14 protein-coding genes are annotated in these 14,515 nt (G+C 67.5%); 6 read left to right on the top strand and 8 right to left on the bottom strand.

Annotation, left to right across the window (positions count from 1 at the left end; genetic code table 11):
* Positions 1-27: 27 nt before the first annotated feature.
* Positions 28-1,005 (bottom strand): aldo/keto reductase, encoded by a 978-nt coding sequence (locus EL340_RS00485; RefSeq protein ID WP_197722326.1) that lies wholly within the window; start codon positions 1,003-1,005, stop codon positions 28-30.
* Between the two features lie 118 nt (positions 1,006-1,123).
* Here EL340_RS00485 and EL340_RS00490 point away from each other — a divergent pair, with 118 nt between their 5' ends.
* From EL340_RS00490 to EL340_RS00505, 4 genes are all read left to right on the top strand, one after another.
* Entirely contained in the window at positions 1,124-1,339 is a 216-nt protein-coding gene (locus EL340_RS00490) for a MerR family DNA-binding transcriptional regulator (protein ID WP_232023149.1), read from the top strand.
* Between the two features lie 103 nt (positions 1,340-1,442).
* The gene (locus tag EL340_RS00495; RefSeq protein ID WP_126412963.1) at positions 1,443-2,270 is read left to right on the top strand and encodes a class I SAM-dependent methyltransferase; all 828 of its coding nucleotides are present in this window, start codon (positions 1,443-1,445) and stop codon (positions 2,268-2,270) included.
* 219 nt (positions 2,271-2,489) lie between these two features.
* Positions 2,490-4,475: a DUF8426 domain-containing protein gene (locus EL340_RS00500; protein ID WP_126412964.1), complete on the top strand. Its 1,986-nt coding sequence runs from the start codon at positions 2,490-2,492 to the stop codon at positions 4,473-4,475.
* Positions 4,472-5,590 (top strand): 5-methylcytosine restriction system specificity protein McrC, encoded by a 1,119-nt coding sequence (locus EL340_RS00505; protein ID WP_197722327.1) that lies wholly within the window; start codon positions 4,472-4,474, stop codon positions 5,588-5,590. The genes EL340_RS00500 and EL340_RS00505 overlap by 4 nt, the downstream gene beginning before the upstream one ends.
* A 14-nt stretch (positions 5,591-5,604) precedes the next feature.
* Here the strand turns inward: EL340_RS00505 and EL340_RS00510 are convergent, their stop codons facing one another.
* A complete protein-coding gene (locus EL340_RS00510; RefSeq protein ID WP_126412965.1) occupies positions 5,605-5,982 on the bottom strand; it encodes a type II toxin-antitoxin system death-on-curing family toxin in 378 nt (125 codons plus the stop codon).
* Positions 5,983-6,003: 21 nt separating this feature from the next.
* Complete coding sequence (locus EL340_RS00515) at positions 6,004-6,207, bottom strand: CopG family transcriptional regulator (protein ID WP_126412966.1); 204 nt, start codon at positions 6,205-6,207, stop codon at positions 6,004-6,006.
* Positions 6,208-6,401: 194 nt separating this feature from the next.
* Here EL340_RS00515 and EL340_RS00520 point away from each other — a divergent pair, with 194 nt between their 5' ends.
* Both EL340_RS00520 and EL340_RS00525 read left to right on the top strand, forming a co-directional pair.
* Positions 6,402-7,934, top strand: a complete 1,533-nt coding sequence (locus EL340_RS00520) for an alpha-amylase (protein WP_126412967.1) — start codon at positions 6,402-6,404, stop codon at positions 7,932-7,934.
* A 97-nt stretch (positions 7,935-8,031) separates the two neighbouring features.
* The gene (locus EL340_RS00525; RefSeq protein WP_126412968.1) at positions 8,032-8,625 is read left to right on the top strand and encodes a DJ-1 family glyoxalase III; all 594 of its coding nucleotides are present in this window, start codon (positions 8,032-8,034) and stop codon (positions 8,623-8,625) included.
* A gap of 202 nt (positions 8,626-8,827) precedes the next feature.
* On the opposite strand, the gene EL340_RS00530 is transcribed toward EL340_RS00525, so the two are convergent.
* The 5 genes from EL340_RS00530 to EL340_RS00550 form a co-directional block, all read right to left on the bottom strand.
* Complete coding sequence (locus tag EL340_RS00530) at positions 8,828-9,952, bottom strand: ISAs1 family transposase (RefSeq protein WP_126412969.1); 1,125 nt, start codon at positions 9,950-9,952, stop codon at positions 8,828-8,830.
* Positions 9,953-10,043: 91 nt separating this feature from the next.
* On the bottom strand, positions 10,044-10,721 hold the full coding sequence (locus EL340_RS00535) for a hypothetical protein (protein ID WP_126412970.1): 678 nt from the start codon (positions 10,719-10,721) through the stop codon (positions 10,044-10,046).
* 375 nt (positions 10,722-11,096) lie between these two features.
* Positions 11,097-11,471 carry an SdpI family protein gene (locus EL340_RS00540; RefSeq protein ID WP_126412971.1) on the bottom strand — a complete coding sequence of 125 codons (375 nt, stop codon included), beginning with the start codon at positions 11,469-11,471 and terminating at the stop codon, positions 11,097-11,099.
* A gap of 184 nt (positions 11,472-11,655) precedes the next feature.
* The gene (locus tag EL340_RS00545; RefSeq protein ID WP_126412972.1) at positions 11,656-12,342 is read right to left on the bottom strand and encodes a hypothetical protein; all 687 of its coding nucleotides are present in this window, start codon (positions 12,340-12,342) and stop codon (positions 11,656-11,658) included.
* 87 nt (positions 12,343-12,429) lie between these two features.
* On the bottom strand, positions 12,430-14,514 hold the full coding sequence (locus EL340_RS00550; RefSeq protein ID WP_126412973.1) for a PspC domain-containing protein: 2,085 nt from the start codon (positions 14,512-14,514) through the stop codon (positions 12,430-12,432).
* Position 14,515 lies beyond the last annotated feature (1 nt).

Below are 14,515 nucleotides of genomic sequence, written 5' to 3' on the forward strand. Positions count from 1 at the left end.
GGGCCCGCGCAGGTTGGGGTGCAGTCCTCAGGCCATCGGGCTCTCCCACGAGCCCCGGGTGTCGACGCCGGAGGCCTGGGCGGCCTCCTCCAGCCTGGCGACCTCCTCTGTGCTCAGCGTCAGGTTGACGGCCTTGGCGGCGTCGTCGACCTGGGTCGGCGTGGTGACGCCGATGATCGGGATGGTTCCCTTGGCGATGGCCCAGGCGACGCTGACCTGGGCGGGGGCGACGTCGTGGGCCGCGGCGATGGCGCGCAGCGTCTCCAGCAGGGCTCCGAGCCTGGGCAGCAGCGGGTTGTAGGTGCGGCCGCGCTGGGAGTCGGCCGGCATGAGGTGGTCGGCGTCGTACTTGCCGGACAGGGCTCCCTGCTCCAGGGTCATGTAGGCGAAGAAGTCGATGCCGTTGTCATGGCAGTAGTCCAGGAGGCCCGCGTCCTCGCTCGAGCGGTACAGGAGCGAGTAGTGGTTCTGGATGGCGGAGAGGCGGACGCCCTTGGCGGACAGGATCTCCTCAACCCGCTTGATCTGGGCGAGGTTGTGGTTCGAGACGCCCACGCGCCCGACCTTGCCCTCCGCGGCCAGCCGGGCCACCAGCGGGGTCCACCGCTCGACGTCGCCGGGGTTGTGGATCCAGTAGAGGTCGATCTCGGTGGTGCCGAGGTTCTGCTCGGACTGCGCCAGCTCGTCGGCGACCGGGTCGGCCCCGTCTCCGGCGATCTGCGGAGTGAACTTGGTGGAGATGATGACGTCCTGGCGCGGGACGTCGGCGATGAGGGTGCCGAGTGCGCGCTCGGAGGCGCCCATGCCGTAGACGAGCGCCGTGTCCCACAGGCGCAGGCCCTGGCTCATGGCGGCGTCGAACACCTGCTTGAGGTCGTCGTTCGTGAGGTGGTTGCCGAAGACCTGGTCGCCTCCGGCGGCGCCCGATCCCCAGGACCAGGTTCCCAGGGCGATGCGGGGCAGGGGAGCGTTCGATGTGGTGGGTGAGGCGGAAGAGTCGGACACGATGTTCTCCTGAGGTAGGCGGTGAGACGGGCGGTGGGGTGGATGCCGGGGTGGCTTCCTCCCCGTGGGCCGTTGTTACTACCCTCGGATATGAAGTGCGCTTCAGATCAAGCGCCGGGTGAGTGAGGTGCTGCACGGATCCGCTCGCCGAGGAGACGAACAGGAGGACGTCATGGTGATGCCGGTGGCCGCCGACCAGGAACGCACCTACGGCATTGGTGAGGCCTCGCAGGCCACGGGGCTGACGACGTCGGCCCTGCGCTTCTACGACCGTGAGGACCTGCCGCCCAGGATCCGCCGCATCAAGGAGGCCTGCGGCATCCACCGGTACTGAACCGCTGCCGAGCTGTGCAGGTCGACGTCGGGCATCGAGGGGCGGCGAGAGATATCGTGACGGTGGTAGCGAGCTGCGGCGTCGGAGTCACAGAATTGACCGTATGAGCGCATACGAGACAGCAGACCTGAACGGGGTCAGCAAGACGATGCTGCTGACCCTCCACGCTAGGGCGCAGCACACGCTCTCCGACCGGCCGCGCTTCACGGATCCCGCCGCCGTCGAGCTCGTCTCCCGGATCGACTACGACTTCACCATGGCGAGCCAGGACCGGCTCATGGCCGACGGCGTCGTGCTGCGCACCCTCACCCTCGACCCGCTCGTCGCCGGCTACCTCGCCACCCACCCTGGCTGCACGGTGGTCAACATCGCCTGCGGGCTCGACACCCGCTTCCAGCGCCTCGACGATGGGCTCGTCACCTGGTACGACCTCGACCTGCCCGACGTCATCGAGCTGCGGCGCCGGCTGCTCGATGACGGCGAGCGCCACCACACGATCGCCGCCTCCGCCCTCGACCCCGACTGGCCCGACCGGCTAGGAGAGGACAAGGCCGGCGGCAGGACGAGCGGCGACGTGCTCGTCATCATTGAGGGACTGAGCATGTACCTCGAGCAGGACGAGGTGCGCTCCTTGTTGGACATCATCGCTGCGAGGCTGCCCGGCGCGACGGTTCTCATCGAGGTCATGGCCCGCCTGTTCCAGAAGTACGGTCGAGAGCGCTCGGTGGAGGACGCGGGGGCGCGATACACCTACGGCTGCTCCAGCGCCGCTGAGTTTCAGCGCACGGTCGCTCCCGGCTTCACGCTGCTCCACGACGTCCCCTTCACCGACACCATTGCACGCTACAACCCTGTGCTCGCGCCCCTGGTGCGGTTGCCGCTGGTGGGGCGGCTCTCCGAGCGCATCGTGGTACTGCGCGCGCCGGCCTGAGCGCATTCTTCCGGCCGGGGACATTCGACGCCGTCGGGGACAGAAATTCTGCACCCGCACGCGTGACATGTCCCCGGCCAGAAGAATGTGCACCCATACGCGTGGCATGTCCCCGGCCGGAGGCGGCCGCACCCGGCCGGTACCGATGGCCGACGGTGGCACTACTATTCTCCCTGGACGTGCTCGCAGCGCCGCGAGCACGGGTGATGAGGAGGAACCATGAGTGAGCCGGTGACGACGTCGGCCGAGGACGTGCCTGAGACGGTTGAGGAACGGGAGCGCCGGTACTGGCTCTACGTCCCCGGTGAGGGCGCCGGGAAGTGGGAGGAGTTTCAGGCGGCCGGAATCATGGCTCTCAACTGGGACCGGATCGGCGACCCCGCGAGCTACCCGAACGAGGAGGCGATTCTTGAGGCGCTGGAGTCCAGCTACGGAGACTGGGGAGGGCGTCCGAGGGGCGCGGCGAGAATGATCCGGGACTTCGTCCACACCATCCGTCCCGGCGACGTCATCTACGCCCGGCGCACTCCGACCGAGATCATCGGACGCGGCGTCGTCCGCTCCGGGTTCCGCTACGACGACGTCCGGTCCTCCTACCGCTGCGTGCACGACGTCGAGTGGACGCATATCGGCTCCTGGACGCTCGATCGTCGGGTTGGCGCCGTGACCCTGCAACGCGTCACGGAGAACACGAGCTACAACCCGGCCCAGCTCGAGTCGCTGTTCAGGGAGCGCAAGGAGCTGGCACCGTCCCCGGACGCCATCCAGACCCCGGGCGCCGAGGAGCATGATTGTCAGCACTGGCTCTACACCCCGGGTGAGGGCGCGGTCAGATGGGATGAGTTCCGAACCGCTGGGATCATGGCTCTCAACTGGGACCGGATCGGTGACCTGTCTCTTTTCCCCGACAAGGAGACGCTCTTGGAGGCGCTCTACGACCACTACGGGGACTGGGGCGGTCGTCCGCGTAAGGCTGCGGACTCGGTGTGGGACTACGTCCATGTCATGAGACCGGGTGACGTTATCTTTGTCCGCCGTGGCTTCAACGAGATCGTAGGACGCGGAGTGGTTCGCTCCGACTACCGCTATGACGAGGACCGCTCATCCTTCCGGGCGGTGCGCGACGTCGAGTGGACGCACGTCGGTTCCTGGCCGCTCGAACAGCGAGTCGGCAGACTGATGCTGCACCGTCTCACCGAGAACACGAAGTACACGCCGGACCAGCTCAACGCACTCATCGGGATCGAGGAGACGCATTCGCCTTCAGTCGTAGACGACCAGCACGAGGAAGACGATCTTGATGAGGCGGTCGAGGGCTATACCAGTGTCGACTTCCTGGAAGAGGTCTTTCTCGACCCCGAGGACCTGGAGCAGATGCTCGGGCTGCTGCGGCGCAAGAAGAACCTCATCCTTCAGGGCGCTCCCGGTACGGGGAAGACCTTCGCGGCCAAGCGCCTGGCCTATGCGCTCATGGGGCAGGTGGACGACTCGCGGGTGGAGATGGTGCAGTTCCACCAGTCGACCGCCTACGAGGACGTCGTCGTCGGGCTGCGGCCCACGAGCGAGGGCGGGTTCGCGGCCGCCGAGGGCGTGTTCGCCAGGTTCTGCCGGCGCGCCGCCGCCGACCCGGGCCGGGACTACGTCTTCATCATCGACGAGATCAACCGCGCCAACATCTCCAAGGCCTTCGGCGAGCTGCTCATGCTCATCGAGGCCGAGCACCGCGGCGATGCGCTGCGCCTGCCGGTCTCCGGGGAGCTGCTGGCCGTCCCGGAGCGGCTCCACCTCATCGGCATGATGAATACCGCCGACCGGGGACTCGCCCTCATCGACTACGCGCTACGGCGCCGCTTCGCCTTCTTCGAGATGAGACCGGCCCTCGACCACCCCGCCTTCCTCCGGCACATCGCCACCGTGGGCAGCCCGAGGCTGGAGGCCCTGGTCGACGTCGTACATCGCCTCAACCGGCGGATCGTTGAGGACGAGGCCCTCGGTCCCGGGTTCCAGATCGGCCACTCCTACCTGTGCCTGCCGACCAGAAGCTCGGAAGGGCCCGGGAGCACTGAGGGTGCCGAGTCCAGCATGGACAGCGACATCGCCTCAGTGGTGCGCTACGAGCTCGAACCGCTGGTGCGCGAGTACTGGTTCGACAACCGGGCCGCCATGGAGGAGAGCATTCACCAGCTGGAGAGCGTCCTGCTGTGACGGCCACCGCATTCCCCGGCCGGGTAGCCAGCGGGGAGTCCGGCCGGCCCCACCCCGAGGGTCCCAGCACCGTGCTGCTCAAGAACGTCTACTACATGCTCGCCTACGCCTTCACTGCGCTGGAGACCGGCGAGCACCGGCGCCTGGCGGCCGAGGACTTCGACCATGTCCACGACCTGCTCGCCGCCGTCCTCGCCGAGGGGCTCGACAACCAGCGCCGACGCGGCTTCGAGCGGGACTACGAGCCCTTCACCGAGGACCTGGCCCTCGTGCGGGGACGCATCGACCCCGCCGCCACCATGCGGCTACAGGCCCGTTGCAGGGGGCTCGTGCGCTGCGGCTACGACGAGCGCACCGACAACACCCTCATGAACCGGCTCCTCAAGACCGCCGCCCTGCGCCTGATCCTGCACGGCCGCATCACCCCGGCCCGCAGGACCAGGCTGAAGTCCACGCTGCTCGTCATGGGGGGCGTCGAGCTGATGAGCGTGGGCGAGCTGGAGCGTCTTCGCTGGGAGACGCTGCGCTTCCATCGCGGTAACCGCTCCTACCGGCTGCTCATGGGGGTGTGCCGGCTCGTCCTGGACCAGCGGCTGCTCAGTGACGACGACGGCGCAGTCAGTCTTGCGGACCTCCTCGACCCCCAGGAGCTGAGCGCCCTGTACGAGCGCTTCGTCCTGGCCTACTTCCGGCGCCATCATCCCCGCCTGCGCGCCGGGGCGCCGTGGGTGAGCGGCGGCATCGAGGACGCCCCGGTCTTCCTGCCGGGACTGCACACGGACATCGTCCTGACCGGGGCGACGCGGACCCTCATCATCGACACCAAGTGCTACGGGCGGATCCTCGGGTCCCGTTTCGACAGGCAGATCCTGTCCCCGGCCAACCGCAACCAGATCTACAGCTACGTCATGCACGAGACCAGCGACCCCCGCCAGAGCGGGCGCGAGGTCGAGGGCATGCTGCTCTACGCCCAGACCACCGTCGACCCGCCGATCCGCGAGACCTGGACCGAGAACGGGCACCGCTTCCACGTGCGCACCCTCGACCTGGATCGGGACTTCACCGAGATCGCCGCCCAGCTCGACGACGTCGCCGCCCTGCTCCTTCCCGCCTGATCCACTGCGAGTATCTACTCCGAGTCGTGAGCGTGCCATCGTGAGAGCGTCTCGGTGATCTCCTCCAGTGATGGCTCTCCAGCCGCGACGGCGATCACCAGCTGGTAGGCGTCGTCGTCGGGAGCCTCGATCCAGTGGCCGTTGACATCGAGAAAGACCAGCGTGGCCAACCATCCCAACCGCTTGTTGCCGTCTATCAGCGGATGATTGCGGACCAGGGAGTCGAGCAGGGCCGCAGCCTTCTCGTCGATCGTGGTGTAGGCGTCGCGTCCCCAGAGAGCGGCCGCAGGCCGGTGCAGCGCCGAGTCGAGCAGGCCGAGGTCCCGGACCGGTCCCACGGCGAGATCCTCGATGAGCGAGAGGGCGTCCTCGAGTGTCAGGTACTCGACCATCTGCGGTTGGCCGGCGACCGATCAGCGGCCGAGGCGTTCCAGGACGTCGGCGTACCGGCTGCGGACGCGGGCGGAAGCCGCTTTAACCCGCTGCTCATGTCCGCGGCGTGCGGCCACCTCGTGGATCGCCCGGATCGTCGCCTCCTGACGGCTGATCCCGTCCTCCTGTGCCAGGAGTGTCAGAAGACGCTCATCCTCCTTGCTCAAGCGCAGTGTCATCGCCATGCGCCAAGAGTACCAGGTGATACCAAAGTGGTATCAGAGGGGGGTGCACATTTTCCTGGCCGGGGACATCCTGCACGTGCGGGGACAGAAAATCTGTCCCCGACGGCGTCGAATGTCCCCGGCCGGAGGCGAGCGCACCTTTCGGCTGCGCGTTCGGCTTTCGCCGCCGGGGGTGGGCTGGCAGCATCGGTGCCGTGACCGAGAACCACGCCCAGCCCCGCCCCACCCACTCGGACGACGTCGCCAACCCCCTCCTGCTGCAGGCCTTCGCCTGGGACCTGCCTGCCGACTCGACCCACTGGCGCGTCCTGGCCGACAACGCCGCCCTTCTGGCCGACTGCGGGGTCAGCTCGGCCTGGCTGCCGCCCGCATACAAGGGACAGGCCGGTGTGGAGGACGTCGGCTACGGCGTCTACGACACCTACGACCTGGGCGAGTTCGACCAGAAGGGCACCGTCCCCACGAAGTACGGCACCAAGGAGGACTACCTGGCCGCCATCGAGGCGATGCACGCCGCGGGCATCAGCGTCGTGGCCGACATCGTCCTCAACCACCGCATGGGCGGCGACGACACCGAGGTCGTGCGCGCCACCCCGGTCGACCCTCACGACCGCCTGCGCCCCATCGGCGAGCCCGAGGAGATCACCGCCTGGACCCGCTACACCTTCCCGGGACGCGCTGGCGCCTACTCGGACTTCACCTGGGACTGGACCTGCTTCCACGGCACCGACTGGGACGAGGCTCGCCACCAGCAGGGCGTGTGGCTCTTCGAGGGCAAGCAGTGGAACGAGAACGTCACCGACGAGCTCGGCAACTACGACTACCTCATGGGCTCCGACGTCCACGTCACCGACCCCGCCGTCAGCGCCGAGATGGACCGCTGGGGACGCTGGTACGTGGAGACCACCGGCGTCGACGGCCTGCGCCTGGACGCCCTCAAGCACGTCGGCGCCGACTTCTTCGCCCGCTGGCTGCCCGAGCTGCGCCGCGCCACCGGACGCGACCTGCCGGCCGTGGGCGAGTACTGGTCCCGCGACGTCGCCGACCTGGAGGGCTACCTGGAGGCCGTCCCCTTCACGAGCCTGTTCGACGTCCCCCTCCACTTCCACCTGCACGCCGCCTCCGCCTCCAACGGCGACGTCGACCTGTCCCGCCTCTTCGAGGGCACCCTCGTGGCCACCGACCCCGCGCGCGCCGTCACCTTCGTGGAGAACCACGACACCCAGCCGGGCCAGTCGCTGGCCTCCACCATCGAGTCGTGGTTCAAGCCCTCGGCCTACGCCCTCATCCTCCTGCGTGAGGCCGGAACCCCCTGCGTCTTCTGGGGAGACCTGTTCGGCACGCCCGAGACCGGCGACCTGCCGGCCGTCACCGAGCTGCCACTGCTCATGACCATGCGGCGCGCCCTGGCCCACGGCCCCCAGCACGACGCCCTCGATGAGCCCGACGTCGTCGGCTTCGCACGCGAGGGCGACGACGCCCACCCCGGTTCCGGGCTCACCGTCGTCCTGTCCGACCGCCGCGCCGGAGCCAAGCGACTCCACGTCGGAGCCCGTCACGCCGGTGAGCAGTGGGTCTGCGTCCTGGGCGGGCACGAGCCGGTTACCATCGGCGACGACGGCGGAGTCGAGCTGCCCGTCTCCGATGGGGGCCTGAGCGTCTACGCGCCCGAGACCGCCCGCCCGATCCTGGAGCGCGCCGAGCAGCACCTCCTGCGTCAGCGCTGATTCCGTGCCCCGAGCCGTTGCCTTCACGGCCGGCGCCGTGGGCGCGTAGGGTGATGGCGGCAGCCGCACAAGCTGAGACGACCTTCCTGGAGGAGACATGCCCGCATTCCACGCGCCCACCGATCAGAGGACCGACAAGTCCGTCGCCGTCCTCATCGCTCCGGGACTGGAGGAGGTTGAGGCACTGGCGACTGTGGACATCCTCTTCCGCGCCGGCATCCCGACGACGATGATCTCCGTGACCTCCGAGCGGACCGTCACCTCCTCCCACAACATCGTGGTCACCTGCGACCTCACTCTGGCTGAGGCGGACCTCGCCGACTACGACATGCTCGTCCTGCCCGGCGGCATCCCCGGCACCCCCAACCTCAAGGCGGTCGAGCCGCTCATGGCCGAGGTCACCGAGCGGGTCCGCGCCGGACGGCCGGTGGCCGCCATCTGCGCCGCCCCCTCGATCCTGGCCGAGCTGGGCCTGCTCGAGGGGCGCCAGGCGACGTCGAACCCCGGATTCGTCGGTGTCCTGGCCGACCACGGGGCACGGGTCAGCCAGGCGGCCGTGGTGACCGACGGTCCTGTCATCACCTCCCGCGGCATGGGCACCGCCATCGACTTCGGCCTGGAGATCGTGCGCCACTACCTGGGCGAGGAGGCCGTCGACGACGTCAAGGCCAAGATCGTCTACCAGGGCTGATGACCGGGAGACGCCATGCTTCGATAACAGGCTCGGCTTCGACCAGGTCACCTCGTCTGACGACAATGCTGTGGTATCAGCTGCCTGTGTGACTGGAGGTGGCTTCAGCAGTTGACTGCTGGGTCGCGGTCGAGGGGCTGGCTGAGGAGGTGTTATTGCCGCACGTCCCCACGTCGGCGGTCAGGGGGTCGGCAAAGTCGGTTTAGGTGGGGGTTTGGGTGAGTAGTCTGATGGCTCGTTTGGGTTGTCGTGACAGGGATCTGGTGGTGCTGGCGATGGAGGTGCCGGTGCCGTGGAAGAGTCGGATGAGGCTGATGGCCAGGTTACGCAGGGTGGCCATGACCTGTGGGCCGTTGCCGATGCGCAGCTGGTGGCGGTCCTCATCGAAGACCACGTCCCTGACCCAGTGAAGTCGGTTCTCGATTCCCCAGCGCCCTTGGACCCAGGCCGCGACGACCTCGGGCTGGGCATCGGTCATAGGGAGGGAGCAGATCAGGTAGACCACCTCAACATGCTTCCTGCTCTTGATGGTCCTGGTGCGTCGGAGCTGGACCACCTGCGCAGCCCCGGGGAAGTCCACCCAGGCGGGAGCCTCAATCGCCTTGGCAGTGCGCCGCACCCGCCGACCGTGACCGGCATCGACGCTTGAGACGGACGGGACACTCTTCCAGGGCAGCGCCTTGAGCGTCTTGCGAAGGGTCTTCTGGTTGCCCTTGACCGTCAGCACGTAGTGACCACCACGCCGGGTGATCCACCGGGCTGTGCCTGTCTGGGTGTGCATCGCATCGGCGCTCACCACCACCCCTTCCAGGTCCAAGGGTTCGAGAAGCTCCCTGAGCGCGGGGATCTCGTTGGACTTGCCTGCCACCCGCTGCTGGGTCGGTACGGCGCCGGTGGCGTGGTCCAAGGCGGCCAGGAGGTGCGGCGCTGGGTCCTTGCTGGTGCGGGCGCCGCGCATGGTCTTGCCGTCCACGGCGATCACTGTGCGGCCGTTGATGGTGCCGGTACGCGTGCACAACCATGACCTCAGGTGGGCGTCAACGTCAGCGGGGTCCAGGTCCTGCAGGACTCGGCGGATGGTCGACTCTGAGGGCAGGGCCTGGCCCGCCGCTAGTCCCAGGGCCTCCAGGTCGGCGCCGGTCAGGTCGGTGGTGCGCTCCCATATCGCCGTCAGGCTGCGACAGCCGGCCAGCACCCCGGTCACGGCCAGGGACAGGACCGTAGACAGGTTATGACGCACGCCCCGACGGTCCCTGGGATCAGCCACGTTCCTGAGAACCTGGACCAGGGGCCGGCGCGACAAGGCGGTCGTGGTGGAAGATGACATCGGCGCGGGCTCCCAGGACGAAGGGATGACTAGACACCACTCATCGTCCCTGCGGGGCCCGCGCCCCCGTCCTAGCGACACACCACCCCCGTCAAAACGGCTCAGACACCCCCACCCACCAACTTTGCCGACCCCCTGCGTCGGCGGTACGTTGCTGCTTCACCACCCATTTTTTGTCGTCATTGAGAACCAGCGTCGTTTCGACTCTATACTTTCCTATATCTGTCGACATGGTGACGTCCTCACCCTTGGTGTTGACAGCCTTGCTCTCGTTCAGGTCAAGACAGGTGGTCACCTGAGCCAGGTCGCGTTTATTGGCTTCAAATTCCACGATGTCAATCGACACCTTGATGGGTGCTGTGCGGTGCACTCTCCTCGGAAATTCTGGATTCTCGATGAGGTCGTCCCGGGCCTTGTCGATCGCAAGTGAGTCGGGGTTGTCAGCGGACTTTCCGGTGATGTTGAGACGCCAGAATGCTTGGTCATAGGCAACGGACGCCTTGAGGATCGGAAGCTTCTCGTCCGTCATCTCGGGGGTGACTTCGGTGACTATGTAACCCAGTTCCGTATCTGAGACGGATTCGGGTGACACTGTCACGTTCTTGGCTGTGGGAGTTGGGGAAGCGCTGATCGACTGTGTCGCGGAACTGCTTGCGGGCGCCCCTGCCGTACTGCCTCCGGAAGAGCATCCTGTCAACGCGCATGATCCAGTGATCACTGCTCCGCCCAGCATGGTGGTGAGGCGATGGCGACGAATGAGTTTGCGCATAGCGATTCCTTGCGTGCGGTAGAAGGGAATTGAAATGAATCAAAATGGGGGTAGCTGAACGGTATCTCGCCTCCGGATTGATGGCCAGGCTGGTCTCAAAATATGGACCGTTAGGAAAGGTGTCGCGACCGACGTGAGATGCTCCGGAGGGTGTTTCTGTTTAAAAAAATGCGTCGATTATTCTGATTGGATTCACGCTACGACTGAGGGTCCATGGTCGGGGTCGTTGTGGTCTACGGAAAAATTCTTGTTCGAGGGCCGGGAGAAAGCGTCTTAGGTCCTTGGGGTCTTGATTTTGTAAGGAAGACGTCGCTGGTGATCCCTCGAAAGGTGCATCCTTCTCGAATTTATCTGACGTCGGTTGTCTAGATGGGTTCAGTTCGCATTTCTTAGAAGGTGTGTTCGGCACCTGCGGGCTTGAACATGAATCAGCGCGACCCCGGCAACCATCTGAATGAACATGACGGCCATGGGGATCAGGATCGAGATCGCCTCGGGCAGGGCCGCCTGAATGGCGAACAGGAGAGCCGAGTCGATGAAGACCACTCCCAGTCCCATGGTGGCTGTCGCGCACCGGGCCTGCATCTCATACCAGTTCTCCTCGGACTGGAGGGCCACTGCGTACCGCACCCCGGCCCACGAGTTCGGCGGGAGTTTGCGCTGAGACATCCTGCGTCCGGTGACCAGGAGCAATATCCCCGCCGCGCCCAGGAGCAGGATCATGAGCACGGAGAACGCGGTCTCAGCCATCAGTGATCCTCGCTCTCATCGGTCTGGCAAAAAATCGTGGAGACGGTAAGTTTCTCGTACTAGGGTATACCCGCGCGGACGCACCCGAGGGATCGCGTGCCCACCCGTGAGGGATGGTCGGCGAGCTCTCAGGTGCGTCCGCGCGCGGTGGTCGTGAGTGGCAGTGGTGGTCGGACCGCCTGGATCAGGGCTTGATGCTGCGGCGTCGTTTGGGAATGAGAGCGGCGACGACGAGCAGGGCCCCCAGCCCCGCCAGGCAGACGATGGCCGTCGTCGTGAAGTCGAAGCGCAACCCCAGACCCGCTGCGATGAGCAGCCCGCCCACCAGGAGCAGGAACGCTCCCCACAGGAGCGTGGAGCCCCTGATGTCGCTGGGCGCCTGCGGCTGCTGGTCCTTGCCGGCCACCGTCCCTGCGCTCCACACCGAGTCGGATGCCGACGACGCGGGTGCCGAGTCCGCTGACTCGCCGCGGTTCCTGCCGTCCTGACCGAAGGGGGCGGCATCGAAGGCGGTGGAGAAGCCGTCCTGGTTCGAGGCCGGGCTCGAGGCCGGAGAGGTGATGACGTCAGTGGCCGCCATCGCCTCGGTCTCGGTGTCATCCGAGGGGGTGTTCGGGTTGCTGCCGCCCGGTGCCTCCCCGGTGCTCAGGACGTCGGTGGCGACGGCGTCGGAGGTGGGAAGCGGCTGAGTCAGGGGCTGAGTCAACGGTTGCGTCAACGGTTGCGTCAGCGGTTGAGTCAGGTGCTGGGTGTCTCCCGAGGCCGGGAGGGGCGCCGTGGGGTTCTCAGTGGTGCCCTCAGCGGTGCTGTCGGTGGTGTCTGTGGCTTCTGTGCTCGTGTCGTCTGGCGAGGTCGCGGACGAGGTGCTCATGGGAGTCTCCTTGCGTGAGGTCCGGGCAGTGCCCGGAAGAGGTCTGGGTGTCTGGAGCGAGTGCGGGTGCACGGGTGGTCGGGCCGATCAGCCGGCGTCCGCCGGGGCGTCGGCGGGAGGCTGCTGCTCAGCCGGAGCCGGGGACGGTGCCGGCGTGGCCGTTCCTGAGGGACTCGCGCTCGGCTGGGCCGCGGGCTGCCTGGACAGGGCCTTCTGCACGCAGGCGTCGTAGGAACCGCGCTCCTTGGAGGTGAGCTCGGACAGGTTGCGCCAGGTGACGCCCTCGCTGCGATTGTCCTTGTCCTCGCTCTCGTGGGCCGTGCGGATGCAGGCCTCGGCGTCGTCGGCCGTGACGGCCTGGTGGCTCATGCCCGGAACCGGGAGGGTGCCGTAGTGGGCCTCCCCTTTCTCGTCGTACCAGAAGCTCACGATCCACACGGGCTCCTCGGCGTTGCCGTACCAGGAGACGGCGCCGCTGCGCTCCTCGACCTCGATCGTCCCGGTGTCCACCGAGGCGTTGACCGTGATGGTCGGCCGGCCGTCCTCGTCACTGGAGGGGGACGGGGAGGTCAAGGTGGACGTGACGTTCAGACCGCCTCGGGAGCTCCTGTAGGTGGGAACGGTTGCGCCGTTCACGTCATAGGTGGTCGGGCTCTCGTCGTCCTTCTCCATCTGCCTGCCGTCGATGCTCCAGGCCCGGGAGACCCGCGACTCGACCCCGCCCATGTCGACGTCGGTCTTGACCGTCACCCGCTGGTTGCCGTCGGTCCTGATGATCAGGCGTCCGACGTCGAGGTGGGCGTTGATCGTGGAGATCCTGCCGACCTCATCGGCGGGCACGCCGCGCAGGTCCAGGGTGAGGTTGCCGACGTCCTTGCTGTAGGTGACGCCGCCGTTGCTGGCCGATGACGTCAGCTCCTTCCAGGTCACCGTGCTCGAGTCGTAGGTGGACGCGTTCGTGATGGTTCCGAAGGGCATGCGGGTCAGGCTCGTGGGCGTGACCGAGGCGATCACGAGAGCCGGGATCGCCATGACGAACAGGACCGGCCAACCCAGTACCGTCATCCAACCGCCGCTACGACGGCGCAGGCCACTGAGGAGGATGCCTGCGCCCAGGAGCGCGACCAGGGTGCCGATGAGGACGAACTGACCCTGGAGCAGGCCGATGCGGTGGGTCGCTGTGCCGTACCAGATGCCCGCTCCGGTCAGGAGCCCCAGGCCCAGCACCGCCAGGGAGATCGAGGAGCCGGGGCCGGGACGGCGCGGGCGCGGCGGGCGGACCGGCACGGGCGCCGACTGGTAGGGCTGGTACTGCCGGTAGGAGCGGTTCTGCCAGGCCGGACCGCTCGGGGGCCGGCTGAAGGCCGAGGCGCCGGAGCCGGGTGCTCGGGAGGAGTCCGAGGCCGCCGACGGGCCGGCCGCCGGGGCGGTGCCCGCCTGACCGCTCTGGTCACGGGGTTGGGTCCCCGGTGCCTGCGCGGTGCTGCTGTTCCAGGTGGTCTGCCAGGGTTGCGGTCCCTGGGGGCTCTGGGGACTCTGGGGGCCCTGAGGCGCGCTCCTGCTGCTGCGACGGTTCTGGACGAAGCGGACGGCGAAGATGACGGCCAGGATGGTCAGCCCCAGCCAGAAGAGTGACCAGACGGGGGCGGCGATGCCCGGAATGCCCCACAGATTGACGTACCAGCCGGGGATGAAGCCGTTGTCGATCGTCGACATGCCGACGATCGTGGTGCCGATGGCGCCCGCCAGGCCGGCGTTGAAGCGCCCGGCCAGGGCCTCCTCCAGGTGGATGCGCCCGTCGGACTCCTCGGGCAGGAGCGCCCAGGCCACGCCGTACAGGACCAGCCCGACGCCTGAGAAGATCGAGAGCACCACCCACACGCAGCGCACCAGGATGGGGTCCAGGCCGAAGCGGTAGGCGACGCCGCCGGCCACCCCGGCGATCCAGCGGTCGTTGGCGCGCATGAGGCCCGAGCCGCGCAGGGAGTCGAAGAAGCGGTGGGTCGCGCCGCCCTCGGGATCGGGTCGAGGCGAGCCGTACTGCTGGTGGGAGGGCGCGGGGCCGGGCTGAGGTCCAGCAGTGCCGTTGCTGCTGGCGGAACCGGGGAATCCTGGGAATGAGGAGTCGGCGGCGGAGCTGCCGTCTGACGGGGGAGTGGGCGTGTCGTTCATG

The organism is Actinomyces viscosus (genome assembly GCF_900637975.1).
GTDB classification, from domain to species: domain Bacteria; phylum Actinomycetota; class Actinomycetes; order Actinomycetales; family Actinomycetaceae; genus Actinomyces; species Actinomyces viscosus.